The organism is Maribacter sp. LLG6340-A2 (genome assembly GCF_045057105.1).
In the GTDB taxonomy this organism is placed as follows: Bacteria; Bacteroidota; Bacteroidia; order Flavobacteriales; family Flavobacteriaceae; genus Maribacter.
In genome coordinates, this window is record NZ_CP159332.1 from 3,907,583 (window position 1) to 3,922,787 (window position 15,205).

General features: G+C 36.4%; 14 protein-coding genes. 10 read left to right on the top strand and 4 right to left on the bottom strand.

Translation table 11 applies throughout. From position 1 onward, the window contains the following. Position 1: 1 nt before the first annotated feature. From ABVM52_RS16515 to ABVM52_RS16530, 4 genes are all read left to right on the top strand, one after another. On the top strand, positions 2-1,471 hold the full coding sequence (locus ABVM52_RS16515; protein ID WP_405382176.1) for a magnesium chelatase: 1,470 nt from the start codon (positions 2-4) through the stop codon (positions 1,469-1,471). Positions 1,472-1,663: 192 nt separating this feature from the next. Continuing rightward, positions 1,664-2,449 (top strand): tRNA pseudouridine(38-40) synthase TruA, encoded by a 786-nt coding sequence (truA, locus tag ABVM52_RS16520; protein WP_405382177.1) that lies wholly within the window; start codon positions 1,664-1,666, stop codon positions 2,447-2,449. Positions 2,450-2,483: 34 nt separating this feature from the next. Beyond that, the gene (corA, locus tag ABVM52_RS16525) at positions 2,484-3,578 is read left to right on the top strand and encodes a magnesium/cobalt transporter CorA (protein WP_405382179.1); all 1,095 of its coding nucleotides are present in this window, start codon (positions 2,484-2,486) and stop codon (positions 3,576-3,578) included. Positions 3,579-3,778: 200 nt separating this feature from the next. Next, positions 3,779-4,318 (top strand): hypothetical protein, encoded by a 540-nt coding sequence (locus ABVM52_RS16530; RefSeq protein ID WP_405382180.1) that lies wholly within the window; start codon positions 3,779-3,781, stop codon positions 4,316-4,318. Between the two features lie 62 nt (positions 4,319-4,380). Here the strand turns inward: ABVM52_RS16530 and cysM are convergent, their stop codons facing one another. After that, complete coding sequence (gene cysM, locus ABVM52_RS16535; RefSeq protein ID WP_405382181.1) at positions 4,381-5,265, bottom strand: cysteine synthase CysM; 885 nt, start codon at positions 5,263-5,265, stop codon at positions 4,381-4,383. Next, positions 5,258-6,049 (bottom strand): serine O-acetyltransferase EpsC, encoded by a 792-nt coding sequence (gene epsC / locus ABVM52_RS16540; protein WP_405382182.1) that lies wholly within the window; start codon positions 6,047-6,049, stop codon positions 5,258-5,260. The genes cysM and epsC overlap by 8 nt, the downstream gene beginning before the upstream one ends. A gap of 94 nt (positions 6,050-6,143) precedes the next feature. Here epsC and ABVM52_RS16545 point away from each other — a divergent pair, with 94 nt between their 5' ends. Continuing rightward, positions 6,144-6,824 carry a DUF2461 domain-containing protein gene (locus tag ABVM52_RS16545; RefSeq protein ID WP_405382183.1) on the top strand — a complete coding sequence of 227 codons (681 nt, stop codon included), beginning with the start codon at positions 6,144-6,146 and terminating at the stop codon, positions 6,822-6,824. Here the strand turns inward: ABVM52_RS16545 and ABVM52_RS16550 are convergent. Next, a complete protein-coding gene (locus ABVM52_RS16550; protein ID WP_405382184.1) occupies positions 6,813-7,220 on the bottom strand; it encodes a glyoxalase in 408 nt (135 codons plus the stop codon). The two genes, ABVM52_RS16545 and ABVM52_RS16550, sit on opposite strands and share 12 nt — an antisense overlap. Before the next feature lie 273 nt (positions 7,221-7,493). Between ABVM52_RS16550 and ABVM52_RS16555 the strand changes: the two genes are divergently transcribed. After that, entirely contained in the window at positions 7,494-7,898 is a 405-nt protein-coding gene (locus ABVM52_RS16555) for an acyl-CoA thioesterase (RefSeq protein ID WP_089260432.1), read from the top strand. Here ABVM52_RS16555 and ABVM52_RS16560 read toward each other — a convergent pair. Then, the gene (locus ABVM52_RS16560) at positions 7,895-9,184 is read right to left on the bottom strand and encodes a dipeptidase (protein ID WP_405382185.1); all 1,290 of its coding nucleotides are present in this window, start codon (positions 9,182-9,184) and stop codon (positions 7,895-7,897) included. The two genes, ABVM52_RS16555 and ABVM52_RS16560, sit on opposite strands and share 4 nt — an antisense overlap. Positions 9,185-9,327: 143 nt before the next feature. Here ABVM52_RS16560 and ABVM52_RS16565 point away from each other — a divergent pair, with 143 nt between their 5' ends. The 4 genes from ABVM52_RS16565 to ABVM52_RS16580 are packed head-to-tail and all read left to right on the top strand — an operon-like array spanning position 9,328 to position 15,199. Beyond that, complete coding sequence (locus ABVM52_RS16565; RefSeq protein ID WP_405382186.1) at positions 9,328-11,109, top strand: ATP-binding protein; 1,782 nt, start codon at positions 9,328-9,330, stop codon at positions 11,107-11,109. After that, positions 11,102-11,467 carry a response regulator transcription factor gene (locus ABVM52_RS16570; RefSeq protein ID WP_405382187.1) on the top strand — a complete coding sequence of 122 codons (366 nt, stop codon included), beginning with the start codon at positions 11,102-11,104 and terminating at the stop codon, positions 11,465-11,467. Before ABVM52_RS16565 ends, ABVM52_RS16570 begins: the two co-directional genes overlap by 8 nt. An 8-nt stretch (positions 11,468-11,475) precedes the next feature. Next, the gene (locus ABVM52_RS16575; protein WP_405382188.1) at positions 11,476-13,776 is read left to right on the top strand and encodes a hypothetical protein; all 2,301 of its coding nucleotides are present in this window, start codon (positions 11,476-11,478) and stop codon (positions 13,774-13,776) included. Beyond that, the gene (locus ABVM52_RS16580) at positions 13,769-15,199 is read left to right on the top strand and encodes a glycosyltransferase (RefSeq protein WP_405382189.1); all 1,431 of its coding nucleotides are present in this window, start codon (positions 13,769-13,771) and stop codon (positions 15,197-15,199) included. The genes ABVM52_RS16575 and ABVM52_RS16580 overlap by 8 nt, the downstream gene beginning before the upstream one ends. Positions 15,200-15,205: the final 6 nt, after the last annotated feature.

The window sequence follows — 15,205 nt, forward strand, 5'->3', positions numbered from 1 at the left end:
TATGAAATTGAAGCATACAGAAATTAAAACTTTGGGCCAGTTGGTCAAGTCAGGTTATAAAACCAAAAGTGTAAAAGATGAGTTGCGAGACAATCTTGTAGAAAAAATTAAGAAAGGAGAAGATGCTTTTCCTGGGGTTTGGGGTTATGAAGATACCGTAATTCCGGAATTAGAGCGTGCTATTCTATCTCGCCATAATATTAACTTATTGGGACTTCGTGGTCAGGCAAAAACACGTTTGGCGCATTTAATGGTGAATCTGTTAGATGAATATATACCCGTTGTAGAAGGTTCTGAAATTAATGATGACCCTATGAAGCCTATGTCCAGATTTGCCATGGAATTAATCAAGGAAAAAGGCGATGATACGCCTATTGCTTGGATGCATAAAGATGAACGGTTTGCAGAGAAATTGGCTACTCCGGATGTTACGGTGGCAGATTTAATTGGAGATGTAGACCCTATAAAAGCGGCAAATCTGAAATTGTCATATGCAGATGACAGAGTGATTCATTTCGGGATGATCCCTCGCGCCAACCGCTGTATTTTCGTGATTAATGAACTACCGGATTTACAGGCACGTATACAAGTATCTTTATTCAATATTTTGGAAGAAGGAGATATTCAGATACGTGGATTCAAATTAAGATTGCCTTTGGATATTCAGTTTGTATTTACGGCAAACCCCGAAGATTATACTAACAGAGGGAGTATCGTTACTCCGCTAAAAGATAGAATCGGGTCTCAGATATTAACGCATTATCCAGATGATATTGAAATTGCCCGTAAGATTACAGAGCAAGAAGCTAAGTTAGATTCTAGACAAACAGATGCTGTTTATGTTCCGGATTTAGCAAAGGACCTGTTAGAGCAAATAATATTTGAAGCTCGTGATAGTGAATATGTCGATGCTAAGAGTGGTGTTAGTGCACGTACCAGTATTACCGCTTTTGAAAACTTATTAAGTACTGCAGAGCGTAGGTCATTATTGAACGGTGGTGACCATACCATGGTGCGTTTAAGCGATTTCTTGGGGATTATACCTGCAATTACCGGAAAGATTGAATTGGTATATGAAGGAGAGCAGGAGGGAGCGGACGGTGTTGCAGCTATTCTTATAGATGATGCAGTAAAATCATTGTTTCCAAAATACTTCCCGAAAATTAACAAGCTGGAACGTAAAGATGAAAAAACGGTTTATGATGAACTGTTACATTGGTTCTTTCAAGGAGAAGGCTTTGAATTGATGGACGATTTTACCGATGAAGAATACAAACGTGCTTTAGACAGTATTCCCGCATTAAACCAGTTGCTAAAAGATCATCAGCCAGATTATGATGCTAAGGATGTGTATTTCTTAAAAGAATTGTTGTTATGGGGATTGGTCTCCTTCAAAAAACTGAACAAACAAAGATTCACCGATGGGTTTGAGTTTAAAGATCTTTACAGTAGTTTCTTAAAAGGTATTTAAAACCTAAAAAAAAGCCTTAATCGTAATGTTTAGGGCTTTTTTTTATTGGTAATATGATGTTTGGGGCTGCAAAAAATATTAAGAAGTTTGGTTCCACGAGATTCTTTTTAAACCGCATGATATAAAATATTCAATTACTGTTTGTGTTGGGAAAACTCATTAGCTTTTACTTTTTGTCTTTACATTTACTACATGAATAAATACCCTTACCGTTATTTTGTTCGGTTACAATATTTGGGATTTAGATATAGTGGTTGGCAAGTACAGCCCAAGCAAAAGACTATTTCCGGAATGTTGGAAAAAACATTTTCTTTTCTATATCCCGATCAAGAATTCAAAGTTTTAGGAGCTGGCCGTACCGATGCTAAAGTCTCTGCCTTAGATGCGGCTTTTGAGCTGTTTCTACATAGAAAATTGTCAAACCTGGACATATTTCTTGAAGCTTTCAACAAAAATTTACCAACGGACATCAGATTGGTATCCATAGAGCCTGTAGATGAGGAATTCAATATTATAAAGGACAGTAAAATAAAGGAATACCTCTATTTTTTTTCTTTCGGATCCAAAAACCATCCGTTTAGTGCTCCCTTCATTACAAATTATATGGAACCTTTGGATATTGAATTAATGAAGAAGGGTGCAAGCTTGTTTCAGGGAAAACATGATTTTTCGGTGTTTACAACATCAGATAAGCCACAGCAAAATAAAGTAAGAACGGTAACTTCATGTAGTATTATCAGAAACCATATATTGGAGGCAAATTTTTTTCCTGAAGAGAGTTACCTTCTAAAAATACATGGAGAGGGATTTATGCGGTATCAAATACGGTTGATAATGGGCGCATTGGTTCAATTAGGAAGAAATGAACTGACTCTAGATAAGATTAAGTCGGCCTTAAAACCGGGTAGCGAGCATAAACTAACTAGTATTGCCCCGGGTTCTGGATTAATTTTAAACGAATTACAGTTCAACAAGTAGGCGGTTGTTTTAATATATTTATAAAAAATAGTTCATGGCGCTTCGTAAAAAGTTAGCATTCCCAAAAAGAAAAAAGAAAAAATCCCGTGTGCATAACAAAATGGGTAAGGCTCCCGGAACCGTGAGCTACATGGGGAATAAGGAACGATCGGACAGTACCATTTATAATATTTTATATGACCCTTTTGGTTTTGAAGAACAAGAATTCAATACGTTGAAGGATTTTTTAAGCTCTGACCGGAGCAATAAAATTTCATGGGTGAATATCGTAGGTATTTCAGATGAACCTTTTATAGAGCAACTAGGAAAACATTTTAATCTAAATCCCCTGGTTCTTGAAGATGTGGTCAATACGGAACAACGCCCTAAAATAGACGAATACGAGGATTATATCTTTGGTGTGTTTAAAATGCTATATATCTCTGATGAAGAGAAAGTGGTGGGCGAGCATATAGCCCTAGTTTTGTTGGAAAATACCGTATTGGTGTTCCAAGAGGTGAAAGAAGATGTCTTTAACGGTTTGCGCGAGCGTATTACAGGCAAATTAGGACGAATTAGGAGCAGGGGAGCAGATTATTTATTCTTTGCCATACTGGATGCTATAGTGGATAACTATTTTCTTGTCATAGAGAATTTAAATTATAGGATAGAACAACTGGAAGACGAGGTTTATAATAATCCGGAACCAGAAGTGGCCAAAAACATTCAAGTACTAAAAAAAGAAATCTTACAGGTACGTCGTTGGATCTATCCCGTAAAGGAATTAATAAGCCGACTTATTGACACGGAAAATAATTTAATAAAAAAAGACACCAAGTTATTTTTGCGCGATGTTCAGGATCATACCATTGAAATTAACGAGAGTTTGCAGATCTACCGCGAAATGTCCATGAGTTTAATGGAAATGTACATGAGTAACATGAGTAATAAAATGAACGAAGTCATGAAGGTATTGACAATAATGGCTTCTATTTTTATACCACTTACCTTCATTGCTGGTATTTACGGAATGAATTTTGACCATATGCCAGAACTTCATTACAGATATGGATATCACATCGTATGGGCGGTCATGATTATCCTATTTATTGGGATGATGATATACTTCAAAAAAAAGAAATGGCTATAGCCTTTCATAAATTCATTACAATTAAAGGTTTGTTCATTTGGGTCAGCCTAGAAGACTATCCTACTATATCTTGCGCTTAGCTATTTTGATTAATTTATAAATAACATTTTTTCCATTATCGGAACCTGTATGTTTATTAATTAACCAGGTAGTCTAGGGTATATCATATTGATATGCTTTGAACTAAAATGAATATTACTATGAAAAATACAATTCTTACACTGTTTGTAACAGGTCTTTTATTAACCGGTGTTAATGCTGCCGCACAAGAGGTTGACCCAGAGGTGCTTGACACTAAAATATCAAAATCGTATACGATTAATAATGGTGAAAAGCTTGTGAAAAATACGGTAGAAATCACCACAAAGCGTTTAAATACTATAGAAAGGGATGAAAAGGATGAAGGAAAAATTGACCAGGCCAGAGTGGTGGACAGTATTGCTACAATTGTTAAAACTGTTAGAATAGATAATGATGAAGATGACGATTTTGACGAGAAAATTGTCTTTAGTTACGAATCCAAATCCCCAGAAGATTTTGTTTTAGTATCAAAGAACAATGAATTAGTCGTTGCAATGGATGATGGCGAAAACCTTAAAATAGTAGAAAACCTAAATTTAAAATCCAAGACCATGGATAATAATAAGGCTACTTATATATTTACCAATGAACAAGGGGAAAATATAGAATTTCTTGTAGAAGAGTATAACAAATCATATTCCCATACGGCCAGTAAATAAGTAGTGTCTATCTTTATAAAATTAAAAAGAGCCGTAATTGGCTCTTTTTTTATCTTATACATTTAACCGAAAAGGTCTGAGGATAAATAGCGGTCTCCACGATCACAGACAATGGAAACTATAGTACCTTGTTTCAGCTCATTGGCCAGTCGTATTGCAACCGTAGCGGCGCCACCACTGCTCATTCCAGAAAAAATACCTTCTTCCTTGGCCAACCTTTTTGCCATTTCCTTGGCCTCGTTCTCACTTACCTCCATTATACGATCTACCTTAGAACGGTCAAAAATCTTGGGCAGGTATTCCTCTGGCCATTTACGTATGCCCGGTATACTGGACTCATCGGTAGGTTGTACGCCAACTATTTGAATTAGATGGTTTTTTTCCTTTAAAAAGGTAGATGTGCCCATTATAGTACCAGTAGTACCCATGGCAGATACAAAATGGCTTATTTCTCCTTGGGTATCGTTCCAAATTTCCGGACCAGTAGATTTATAATGTGCCATCCAATTATCATTGTTCCCAAATTGGTTCATCATTATAAATCCTTCGTTTGTCACCTTATTTTCCGCATAATCACGGGCTCCCTCAATTCCTACCTTGGCCGGTGTAAGGGTAACCTTGGCCCCATAGGCCCTCATAGTCTGTACCCGTTCCTTGGTCGCATTCTCGGGCATGACCAATTCAATATCCAAACCGTAGATACCCGCGATCATTGCTAAGGCAATACCGGTATTACCGCTAGTAGCCTCTATCAATTTACTGTTTTCATTAAAATCTCCCCGCTCCAGACCCATTTTGATCATATTATAGGCTGCACGGTCCTTAACACTGCCGCCAGGATTATGACCTTCCAATTTAAAATACAGGTTTACATTAGGATTGGTATTGAGAACCCTTGACTTCACCAATGGGGTGTTACCGATCAGCGATTCTATGGAGTTAGACATTTGGTAAGGTTTTAATTTTTATTTCAGGCGTATGAAAAACAGTTGAATGTGGCGGAACAGATGCGGTAATCCAAGCATTTCCGCCTATTACACTATTAGCGCCTATTATAGTATCACCGCCTAAGATAGTTGCATTGGCATAAATGGTTACATTATTCTCAATAGTAGGATGGCGCTTGGTCTTTTGAAGATTTTTGGCAACAAATAGACCGCCCAAGGTAACCCCTTGGTAAATTTTTACATCATCTTTGATTATGGCGGTTTCACCAATGACTACACCTGTACCATGGTCTATATGGAATGATTTACCAATTTGTGCTCCGGGATTTATATCTACACCAGTTTGTCTATGGGCATACTCCGTCATTAAACGGGGTACCAACGGAAATCCAAATTTGTAAAGCTCATGTGCCAATCTATAAACAGATATGGCGTAAAAACCAGGGTAGGCCATGTATACTTCTTCAATAGAAAGCGAGGCAGGATCACAGTTAACGGTTGCTTCGGCATCTAAATTCAAGCTTTCCAAAATATGTGGCAACCGCGCTACATAATTCTCCCATATTTTTTTACAGGGTTTGTCGCTCTCCCAGCAGGCCAATTCCACGAGTTCATCAAACTGGGATTGTAGTTTTCCTAAATTGTCGGCAACCGGGGTCTCTATATCAAAAAGGGTATAAAAAAGTAAGTCTGTAAATTTCTCTACATTCTTCTTTAGACGAAACCTTAGATTAGGTTGCTTTTTATGTGCGTTAATTTTTTGGATTATTGATTGATGGTCCATGGTTATGCATTAGTTTTCCAAAATTAACCAAATTAACAAAAGGACTTCCTCTCTATTGGTTAACTTTAGCTTAAAATCACAAGAGCTAGGTCGTATGTTAGAAACAAATATTACAAAGAGCACCTTTCAATTTCTAAAATCACTGCAAAAAAATAATAATAGGGATTGGTTTGCGGAACATAAACAGCGTTTTAAAAAGGAAGATGAGGCTACAAAAAGTTTTTTTAACCATGTCTTACAATTGCTTAGCGGACATGATGAAATAGAACGTTTAAAAGTCTTTCGTATATATAGGGATGTACGTTTTTCCAAAAACAAAACCCCATATAAAAATAGTTTTTCCGCTTCCTTTGCCAGGGCAGGTTTACATCGTCGTGGTGGTTACTACATACATTTGGAACCTGGAGCAAGCTTTATTGCTACCGGTTTTTGGAATCCTAACAAGGAGGATTTATTTAGAATAAGAAAAGAATGGGAAATAGATGTGTCTGAACTTACCGATATCATTAACAAAATACAGTTTAAAAAAGTATGGGGACCATTGGCAGGCGATGAGTTAAAAACGGCACCAAAAGGATTTGACAAGGAAGATCCAAACATTGAATTTATCAGAAAAAAACAATTTATCTTCACTAGAAAATTTACCGATGCAGAGGTAATGTCCAGTACTTTTGCCCAAGAAATCAATAGCAGTTTTCAACTCATACGCCCATATTTTGACCTTATGAGCAATGTTTTGACTACAAATCTTAATGGAGAGTCCTTATTGGACTAATTGTAATTTATCAAAAAACTGTATCTGATCCTGTAGGCGCTTTATGACCATATTCATCATACGTTTATTATAGGCCGATGAATGTAAAAGATACTTTTCAAACTCCTCTTGGGTAAATTGGCCAATAATCATTCCCTTTAGCGCATTACGATACTTGATGTCCTTCTGTATGGCATTTGCTATATAGGCCATTTGTTTTTCCAACCCATGGTCGTAAAACGTATTTTTCATTTTTTTGATATAGTTCTGAAAGGAAAAAAGAAAAAGATCGTTCTGTAATTTTAATATGGGCCGTAATGTTTGGTTTTGAAATCGTTCTTCTTCACTCATATTGGGTAAAATCTTTGCCGAAGGTATTGTGGGACGTATACTTAGTAATTTCTGCGACCTTTCCATAACGTTGTAGAATTTACTTAAAGGTACAGATTAGTTTAGGGCAAAGGAGAAGCTTCCGTAGAAGTTTTAAACCTGTTATGAACAACAGTACAATTTGTTATTAGTACGTAAATTTTAGACTTCCGCCAATTTCCTCTTTGGCTTATTGCCATAATCTAAAATTCTATAGGAGACCATTTTGGTTTTGGTAATTCTTAAATCCTAGAATGATTTGGTAGGGGTTTTCTTAATTTTCCGTCATAACTTTGTCATCTATAATATAAAAACTACGATATGAGATTTCATACTAGAAAATTGGTAAAACCTGGAGATTTAAATTCTAACGGTACTTTATTTGGTGGAAGGTTATTGGCGTGGATAGATGAGGAAGCTGCCCTTTATACTATTATACAATTAGAAAATGGTAAGATCGTAACCAAATACATGTCCGAAATCAACTTTATGAGCGCTGCCAAAAAAGGTGATGTAATAGAAATCGGAATCGAAGTCGTTAAGTTTGGTAAAACTTCCTTGACCCTAAACTGCGAAGTACGTAATAAAATGAACCATGAAACCATTGTTACGGTAGATAATATCATTATGGTCAATTTAGGGGAAAACGGGAAACCCAAACCTCATGGCAAGACCAAGATAGAATTTGTAAAAGATCGTTTGGCCGCTCTTGGAGAAGAGGATTAGGCCTTATTAAGTGTTTTACTTATTTCCTGTACTTGGTCCAAGACACGTAATAAATTTTCTCCCCAAAGTTTGGCAATTTCTTCTTGAGTATAGCCTCTTTTTACAAGTTCTACGGTAACATTTAAGGTTTCTGAAGCATCGTTCCACCCTTCTATACCACCGCCACCGTCAAAATCTGAGCTAATGCCTACATGGTCTATCCCCATAAGTTTTACCATGTAATCTATATGGTCCACAAAGTCCTTCACGTTCACCGCTTCTGGAGCATCTGGGCGGTTTTTGACTATTTCCTTTCCAATGTTCAATACTTTTGGATAATTGTCCATGAACATTTCTTTCTGCGCATCGGTCAGGGAAGAGAACTGTGAACGCTCATACCATTCTATTCCTAAAGAGTCGGCCACTTGCGCATAAATATCTTTCATATATGCAGATCTTGAATTATACTTATCGGTATTTAAATAAGAGCTAAAGGCAACGGTCTGTACCACACCACCATTTTCTTTTAATAACAATAACAGTTCATCATCTAAATTTCTACTATGGTCACAGAGCGCCCTTGCCGAGGAATGTGAGGCAATAATAGGTGCTTTTGACAACGCCAGCATTTGTTTGATTGCCTCTTTTGAAGGGTGAGAAATATCTATCATAATTCCCAGTCTATTCATCTCATTTACAGCTTGTTTTCCTAAATCACTTAAACCATTATTTAACCATATGCCATCTGCTTCTCCTGTATTGGAATCAGAGAATTGACTATGACCATTGTGGGCCAATGAAATGTATCTGGCGCCAAGGTCATGGTATCTTTCAAATTCGCTTAAATCGGTACCAATTGGGTAGGCATTTTCAACTCCGATCATGGCCACCTTCTTCCCTGAAGCTATAATTTCCCTGACATCTGCGGAATTTAATGCTAAAGAAATGTCGTTGGGAGCCAATGAATCGGTTAGTCTATGAATGGCATCAAACTTCTGCATGGCGTTGGTTTTGGCGTTTTGGTAGCCTATTTCCGTTAGGCTATCCTGACCGGTGTAAACAATTAACCAAGATACGTCTAGACCGCCTTCTTTCATTTTAGGCAAATTCACCTGGGTTTCAAGGCGTTGCGTATAATTGACGCTATCTGTGAAGTTCTTGATATTGATATCATTATGTGTATCAATCGTAATTATTTCTTCATGTATTCGTTTCGCTTTTTCCAAGGTGTTTTCTGTAAGTTTTTCCTCTTTTTCAGCACATGAAAAAACGGTTAACAAGCAAATAAAATAGATGAATGGTCTCATTGATTATTTTTTAGACCTACAATTTAAGAGTATTCACAACAAATAACCACCTCTTGGAAACAATTTATTGCCGACAAGGGTATAAAGGCCCATTTTTAAATTAAATAACTAATTGAGCATAAATAATTAAAGAAGCATTAATCATGTCCATTTCAAAAACTAAGGATTTAATTGGTCAACTTTCAACTTTGGAACGAGCGGTGAGTGAATTTTCATTTGAGGAGCTGAGTGCTGAGGACGCCAAAGATCTGCGGTTGTCATTCAATAGCTTTAGAAATAGTTTAGAGCATCATATCTACTCCCCACAAAGTAAAAATAAAAAGACCAATGACCATGCTTTGAAAAACAAGGAGAAAGAGGAAATTGAAAAAAAACTATTAAAACAAAATCAATTTATTGCTCAGGTTAGTCATGAAATCAGAACTCCGTTGAACAGCATCATTGGCTTTGCAAACTTGTTAAAAGAGGAAACGCTTAATGATAGCCAAGAAAAAAAGGTAGAAGCAATTCAATTTGCATCCACATCACTATTAAAAATAATCAATGAAGTTCTAGAGTATTCAAAAATTTCTTCGGGTAACATCAATTTTGAAACCGTAGATTTTAACCTATCCTCGTTAATCAGTGATGTGATGTTTCTCTGCCAGACCCTAATGTTGGACAATCACATAAAAATGATCGTAGATGTAGATGAGAATGTGCCAACGTTCATAAAGGGTGACCCTACCAAATTATCACAGGCTTTATTAAACTTATTGGGTAACTCCATAAAGTTTATCGATCAAGGATTTATAAAATTATCGGTTTCCGTTAAAAAAGAACATAAAGATTACAATGATTTACAATTTACCGTAACGGATACGGGCATTGGCATATCAAAGGAAAAACTTAAAAAAGTATTTAAACGCTATGCCCAAGCAGATGAGGATACGGCATTAAAATATGGGGGTACCGGACTTGGTCTATCCATAACCAAGGAAATTGTTGAAAAGCAAAATGGTACAATACAAATAGAAAGCGAAGTAGGTAAGGGCACCATTATCAGCTTTACCATTCCATACGCAATAGGCAACGCCAAAAACATTCCTCTCAACTTAATTGAAAGCACCAGTGTTGAAAATGGTAAAAAATTATTGGCAGGGACCGAAATATTGGTTTTTGAAGATAATTTAATGAACCAGCACTTGATCAAAGAGCAATTAATGAAGTGGGATTGTAAGGTGTATACCCATGAAAACCTGAACAAGGGCTTAGCGGTTTTGGCAAATAAAAAAATTGACGTAGTGTTGATGGATTTGAAAATGCCAAACGTTAACGGTTTTGAAATGTCAAAAGCCATACGCCAACACAAGAACACTACTATTAGTACGGTGCCCATAGTGGCATTTAGTGCAGATTTTACGGAACAAGACGGTAAGGATTGCAAGGAAATTGGCATTAATGATTTTTTACTAAAACCTTATACCCTTAGTGAGTTAATGTCCGTCATTCTAAAGAACAAAAAAGAAAAAAAGAGTAGAACAACGATTAAAAAAATGCTTGATAAAAAGATGATTGAACCTAAAGAGACTACAAAAGTTGACCTTGACAACCTGTTAAGCGATTGTTTTGGAGAAATAGAAATGCTTAATGAACTCGTAAAACTATTTAAGTTGAATGTGTTGGAATTCATGGGGAATGTTAAGCTACACCTTAAAACGGAGAACTTGGATGAAATAGCATTGTCCGCCCACAAATTAAAAGCCGGTTTTGCCATGCTTAAAGCTACGGGTATGCGACAGTTAATCGTCGAGTTAGAGGCAAATTGCAAAGAAGGTAATGTTGAAAAAGTGAAGCAATTATACCAAACTTTTAAAGATGATTACCCAAGACTGGAAGAGAATATAGATGACCACATAACCTTGTTAAACAAAAAGAATGGGTAAACATGTGCTATTGGCAGACGACGACCAATTGTTGGCCTCCTTACTTAATTTTAGATTAAAAAAAGGTGGTTACGATGTACACCACTCTTCCAATGGCAGGGAAGTAAAGGAGTATCTAACCCACCAGAGACCGGACATTATCGTTAGTGATATCATGATGCCCTATTTTTCTGGCATAGAGTTGATAGATTTTGTTAGGAACGATCTTAAATTAAGTACCCCGATCATAATTATATCCTCTGCAGGAAATGAGCAAAATGTATTAAGTGCCTTTGAACTGGGTGCAAATGATTTTATTACTAAACCGGTTAGTCCCACTGAATTATTGGTACGTGTTGCAAGAGAATTAAATAAATAAGCTATAATTTGTTGAATCCCCCTAAACAAATAATATACCCGCTGATCAAGGCTCCCGAATTCAATGCTGAATTTTTAGGGTGGTTAACCCTTGTGTTTTTGGTATTGGCGGTCTTATATTTTTTAGGAACCTTTCTTATACGCAATAAATTAGGTTCAAATAACGAGCTTACCAAGGCCAAGAAAATAGAATTTTCTCCTATGATCAGTGAATTCTTATTTTATGAGGACTCTAACAGTAAGGAGGAGAAAAAAACATACCTACATCTAAAGGTTCAGATTAGGGAATCTATCAAGAATAATTTCGATAGAAATGTACTTACAGAAGTGCTTTTGGATTTGCGAAAAGACCTTTCTGGTGAATCTCAAGAAGTGTTAATGGCCCTATATAAAGATTTAGGATTGCACACTACAGCGTATGACAAACTTTCCAGTAGAAGATGGCAAATTATATCAAGTGGTATTTTGGAACTGACCTCCATGGAAGTTCATGAAGGGTATTCGTTGATCATCAAGTTCATCAACCATAGGCAGAGTACTATTCGTAAGCAAGCGGAAAGAGCGGTGGTAAGTCTTAAGGAAGAAGGTATTTCTTATTTCTTGGACAATACCAAATACAGAATTTCTGAATGGCAACAGCTTAAGTTATTGGATATTCTTAGACATAAAAAAGATTTTGTTCCTCCTCAATTCAGTTTATGGTTAACATCTACCAACGTAGATGTCGTATTGTTTTCATTGCGACTCATTAAATATTTTAAACAGAATGGTGCAGAAAAGTCGATCATAACACTTCTAAAACACAAAAAGAAGGTTATACAATTAGAGGCTGTTGATTGTATCAAAGAATTTTATTTTGTAAGTGCCGTACCCACATTAAAATTGGTTTATGCCAAGGCTGGCAATGATGTTAAAATTGCAATTTTAGATGCCATAGGGGAAATAGGAACCAAAAACGAGCTTCCATTTTTACAGCATTTGCACACTAAGGAAAGAAACTTCAATATTAAGAGCAAGGTCATAGGTACGATCAATAAAATTGATCCTGAAAGTATCTTGCCTACAAGTAATATCAAAAAAAATACATTTTTTGCTTCGGACATTGAGGAGGAGATGGAATCAATAACCATAACCCCACAAGAAGTGGAAGTTGAACCTTTATCCGAAAACATCTTACATGAAACGGAAAGTGATATTCAACCCGAGGAATCAATATCAGAAGAGATGGAAACTGCTGCCATTGATGATTCTACAGCATTAGAACTAAATGTAAATGAAGAACCTTCGCTAGAGATTGATGAAAAACTGGAGGAGGTGGAAATATTGGATTATTTAACTTCCATGGAAATAGCACTGGATGAATCCGATCATTTGGATGATGAATTAATGGATTCGTTTAATGAAAATATGGAAGAACATATTGAGCAATTGGAAGATGTAGATGAAGAACCAGAGTTAATATTGGACTTCCTACCCATGGTTGTTGAGGAGGCAGAAATTAAAAGTGAAATAACGGAGGAAGAAATGCCTCTTCAAGAAATTGATTTTGCACTTGAAGATAGTCTGCTTCAGCAAGAAGAACTGTTAACTCAAAAAGCACTGGAAAATTCATTTATGGATTTTAAGGAAATTGATTGGATGGCGTTGACCGAAGATGTAAATGAAGCCCCAAAACAAGGTTTTATTGAAGAACAACTAGTTGTTAACGATAATAAAATAACTGCGGTTAACCTAAATGCCGATTTTTTAGATAATGACGAACTAGAGACCATGGTGCTACTTGAGAATATTGCCGATATGGGGGATAGTAGGGAATTACCTGTATTATGGAATATCGTGGAAAACAATACCTCTGCACTTATTTTAGAACGAGCAGAACAGCTGATACAGAAATTCAGTTATGAAATTCCTAGACCGGCAGCACTTTTTTCAGGTGACAAGAACTTGTCAGAAAGTGTGTTTACCGAGCTATTTAATCAATCTGATAGAGAAACCCAATTTATATTATTAGAAGAGATAGAAAAGATTGGGGATGAAAAAGAAATACCTCTTTTACAAACCTTGGTAAAAGGTAATGACCAAACATTGGCTAGCAAGGCTAAAGCGATTTTACAAATAATAACGCAGAAAGTAACACGCAACGGTAATGAGGGTAGTGGAGAATTGGAGGATTCCTTATTTCAGCTGGATTTTGAACCGGACCTGGAATCTAACATAAAGGAAAACAATTCCTTAAAAGAAGACGGATCCACCTTGTTTGACCATCTCTGCGCCATGTCTAGCAGCTTTTATACCAGAAAGAATGGATAGTGAATTATTTGGCATAGTACTGGAATACATCAATTTTGTATTCTTTATGTTCACCATGATATTGTTTATCATGTTCTCTGCTATGGCTTATTTTTCCACTAGAAATTCCATTCACTATAGAAATAAAAACAGTTTTACGGATGTTTCCAAGATTATGGCATCTCCTTTAGCTCCAACCATTACCATTATTGCACCTGCGTATAATGAGGGATTAACCATCGTTGAAAATATACGTTCTTTATTATCCTTACAGTATGTAAATTATGATGTCATGGTCGTAAATGATGGTAGTAAGGATGATACCCTTCAAAAGCTAAAAGATGCCTATGATTTAGTAAAGATGGATGTTGAGATGGATCCGGATTGGAAAAGTAAACCCGTAAAGGCAATATACCGCTCTAAAAACAAGGCCTTTTCCAAATTGACCGTTGTGGATAAAATGAACGGAGGTAAATCTGATGCGTTGAATACGGGAATCTCACTGTCTACCAGTAAATATGTAGGTTGTATTGATGTAGACTGCCTTTTACAGCCCGATGCCTTATTACATGTAGTCAAGTCCTTTTTTCAACGTTCGCAAAAAAGGGTAATTGCCGTTGGTGGCGTAATTAGGGTAGCCAATTCCTGTGTTATTGATGGCGGTCAGTTAGAAGAAATAAAATTACCTACCAATTGGTTGGCCAGATTTCAATTATTGGAATATACCCGCTCTTTTATTTTGGGAAGAATGGCGTGGGGTAGAATTGATAGTTTATTGATCATATCCGGCGCTTTCGGTTTTTTTGAAAGGGAGATTGCTTTGGCGGTTGATGGGTATGATACAAATACCGTTGGGGAGGATATGGAAATAATCTTTAAGATGCGCCGCTATATGCATGAGCGCAAAGAGCCATATACCATTGAGTATATTCCGGATCCGTTATGTTGGACAGAGGTGCCAGAAGATTTAAAAATATTGGTCAATCAGCGTGATCGTTGGGCGCGTGGTAATTTGGAGACCTTGTTCAAACATAAGGACATGTTGTTCAATTCCAGATTTGGTAGATTAGGTCTCTTAAGTTATCCCTATTGGTTCTTTTATGAATGGTTGTCTCCCTTACTTGAGTTTTTTGGTTTTTTTACGGTAATTATGTTTGCCTATTTAGGAATATTGAACTGGGAGTTTTTTCTATCCATATCCTTGGCAATTTACCTTTTCTCTATCATGATTTCCTTTTATGCCATTCTCTGGGATGTGTATTCTTATAACCAATACAGAAGAACTAAGGATATTTTAATCCTTATGGGGCTTGCCTTATTAGAGCCATTTATTTTTCACCCTATAATCGTTTATGCGGCGGTGAGAGGTAATTATAAAAAATTATTTAAAATAAAATCCGGTTGGGGATCACAAGTTCGCAAAGGGTTTGCCAAAGCTAGTTAAGTTTTA

Coding starts and splice junctions, on each gene's coding strand:
- ABVM52_RS16530 (WP_405382180.1), top strand. CDS start 3,779: ATGAAAAATACAATTCTTACACTGTTTGTAACAGGTCTTTTATTAACC.
- cysM (WP_405382181.1), bottom strand. CDS start 5,265: ATGTCTAACTCCATAGAATCGCTGATCGGTAACACCCCATTGGTGAAG.
- ABVM52_RS16580 (WP_405382189.1), top strand. CDS start 13,769: ATGGATAGTGAATTATTTGGCATAGTACTGGAATACATCAATTTTGTA.
- epsC (WP_405382182.1), bottom strand. CDS start 6,049: ATGGACCATCAATCAATAATCCAAAAAATTAACGCACATAAAAAGCAA.
- ABVM52_RS16545 (WP_405382183.1), top strand. CDS start 6,144: ATGTTAGAAACAAATATTACAAAGAGCACCTTTCAATTTCTAAAATCA.
- truA (WP_405382177.1), top strand. CDS start 1,664: ATGAATAAATACCCTTACCGTTATTTTGTTCGGTTACAATATTTGGGA.
- ABVM52_RS16560 (WP_405382185.1), bottom strand. CDS start 9,184: ATGAGACCATTCATCTATTTTATTTGCTTGTTAACCGTTTTTTCATGT.
- ABVM52_RS16570 (WP_405382187.1), top strand. CDS start 11,102: ATGGGTAAACATGTGCTATTGGCAGACGACGACCAATTGTTGGCCTCC.
- ABVM52_RS16555 (WP_089260432.1), top strand. CDS start 7,494: ATGAGATTTCATACTAGAAAATTGGTAAAACCTGGAGATTTAAATTCT.
- ABVM52_RS16515 (WP_405382176.1), top strand. CDS start 2: ATGAAATTGAAGCATACAGAAATTAAAACTTTGGGCCAGTTGGTCAAG.
- ABVM52_RS16550 (WP_405382184.1), bottom strand. CDS start 7,220: ATGGAAAGGTCGCAGAAATTACTAAGTATACGTCCCACAATACCTTCG.
- ABVM52_RS16565 (WP_405382186.1), top strand. CDS start 9,328: ATGTCCATTTCAAAAACTAAGGATTTAATTGGTCAACTTTCAACTTTG.
- corA (WP_405382179.1), top strand. CDS start 2,484: ATGGCGCTTCGTAAAAAGTTAGCATTCCCAAAAAGAAAAAAGAAAAAA.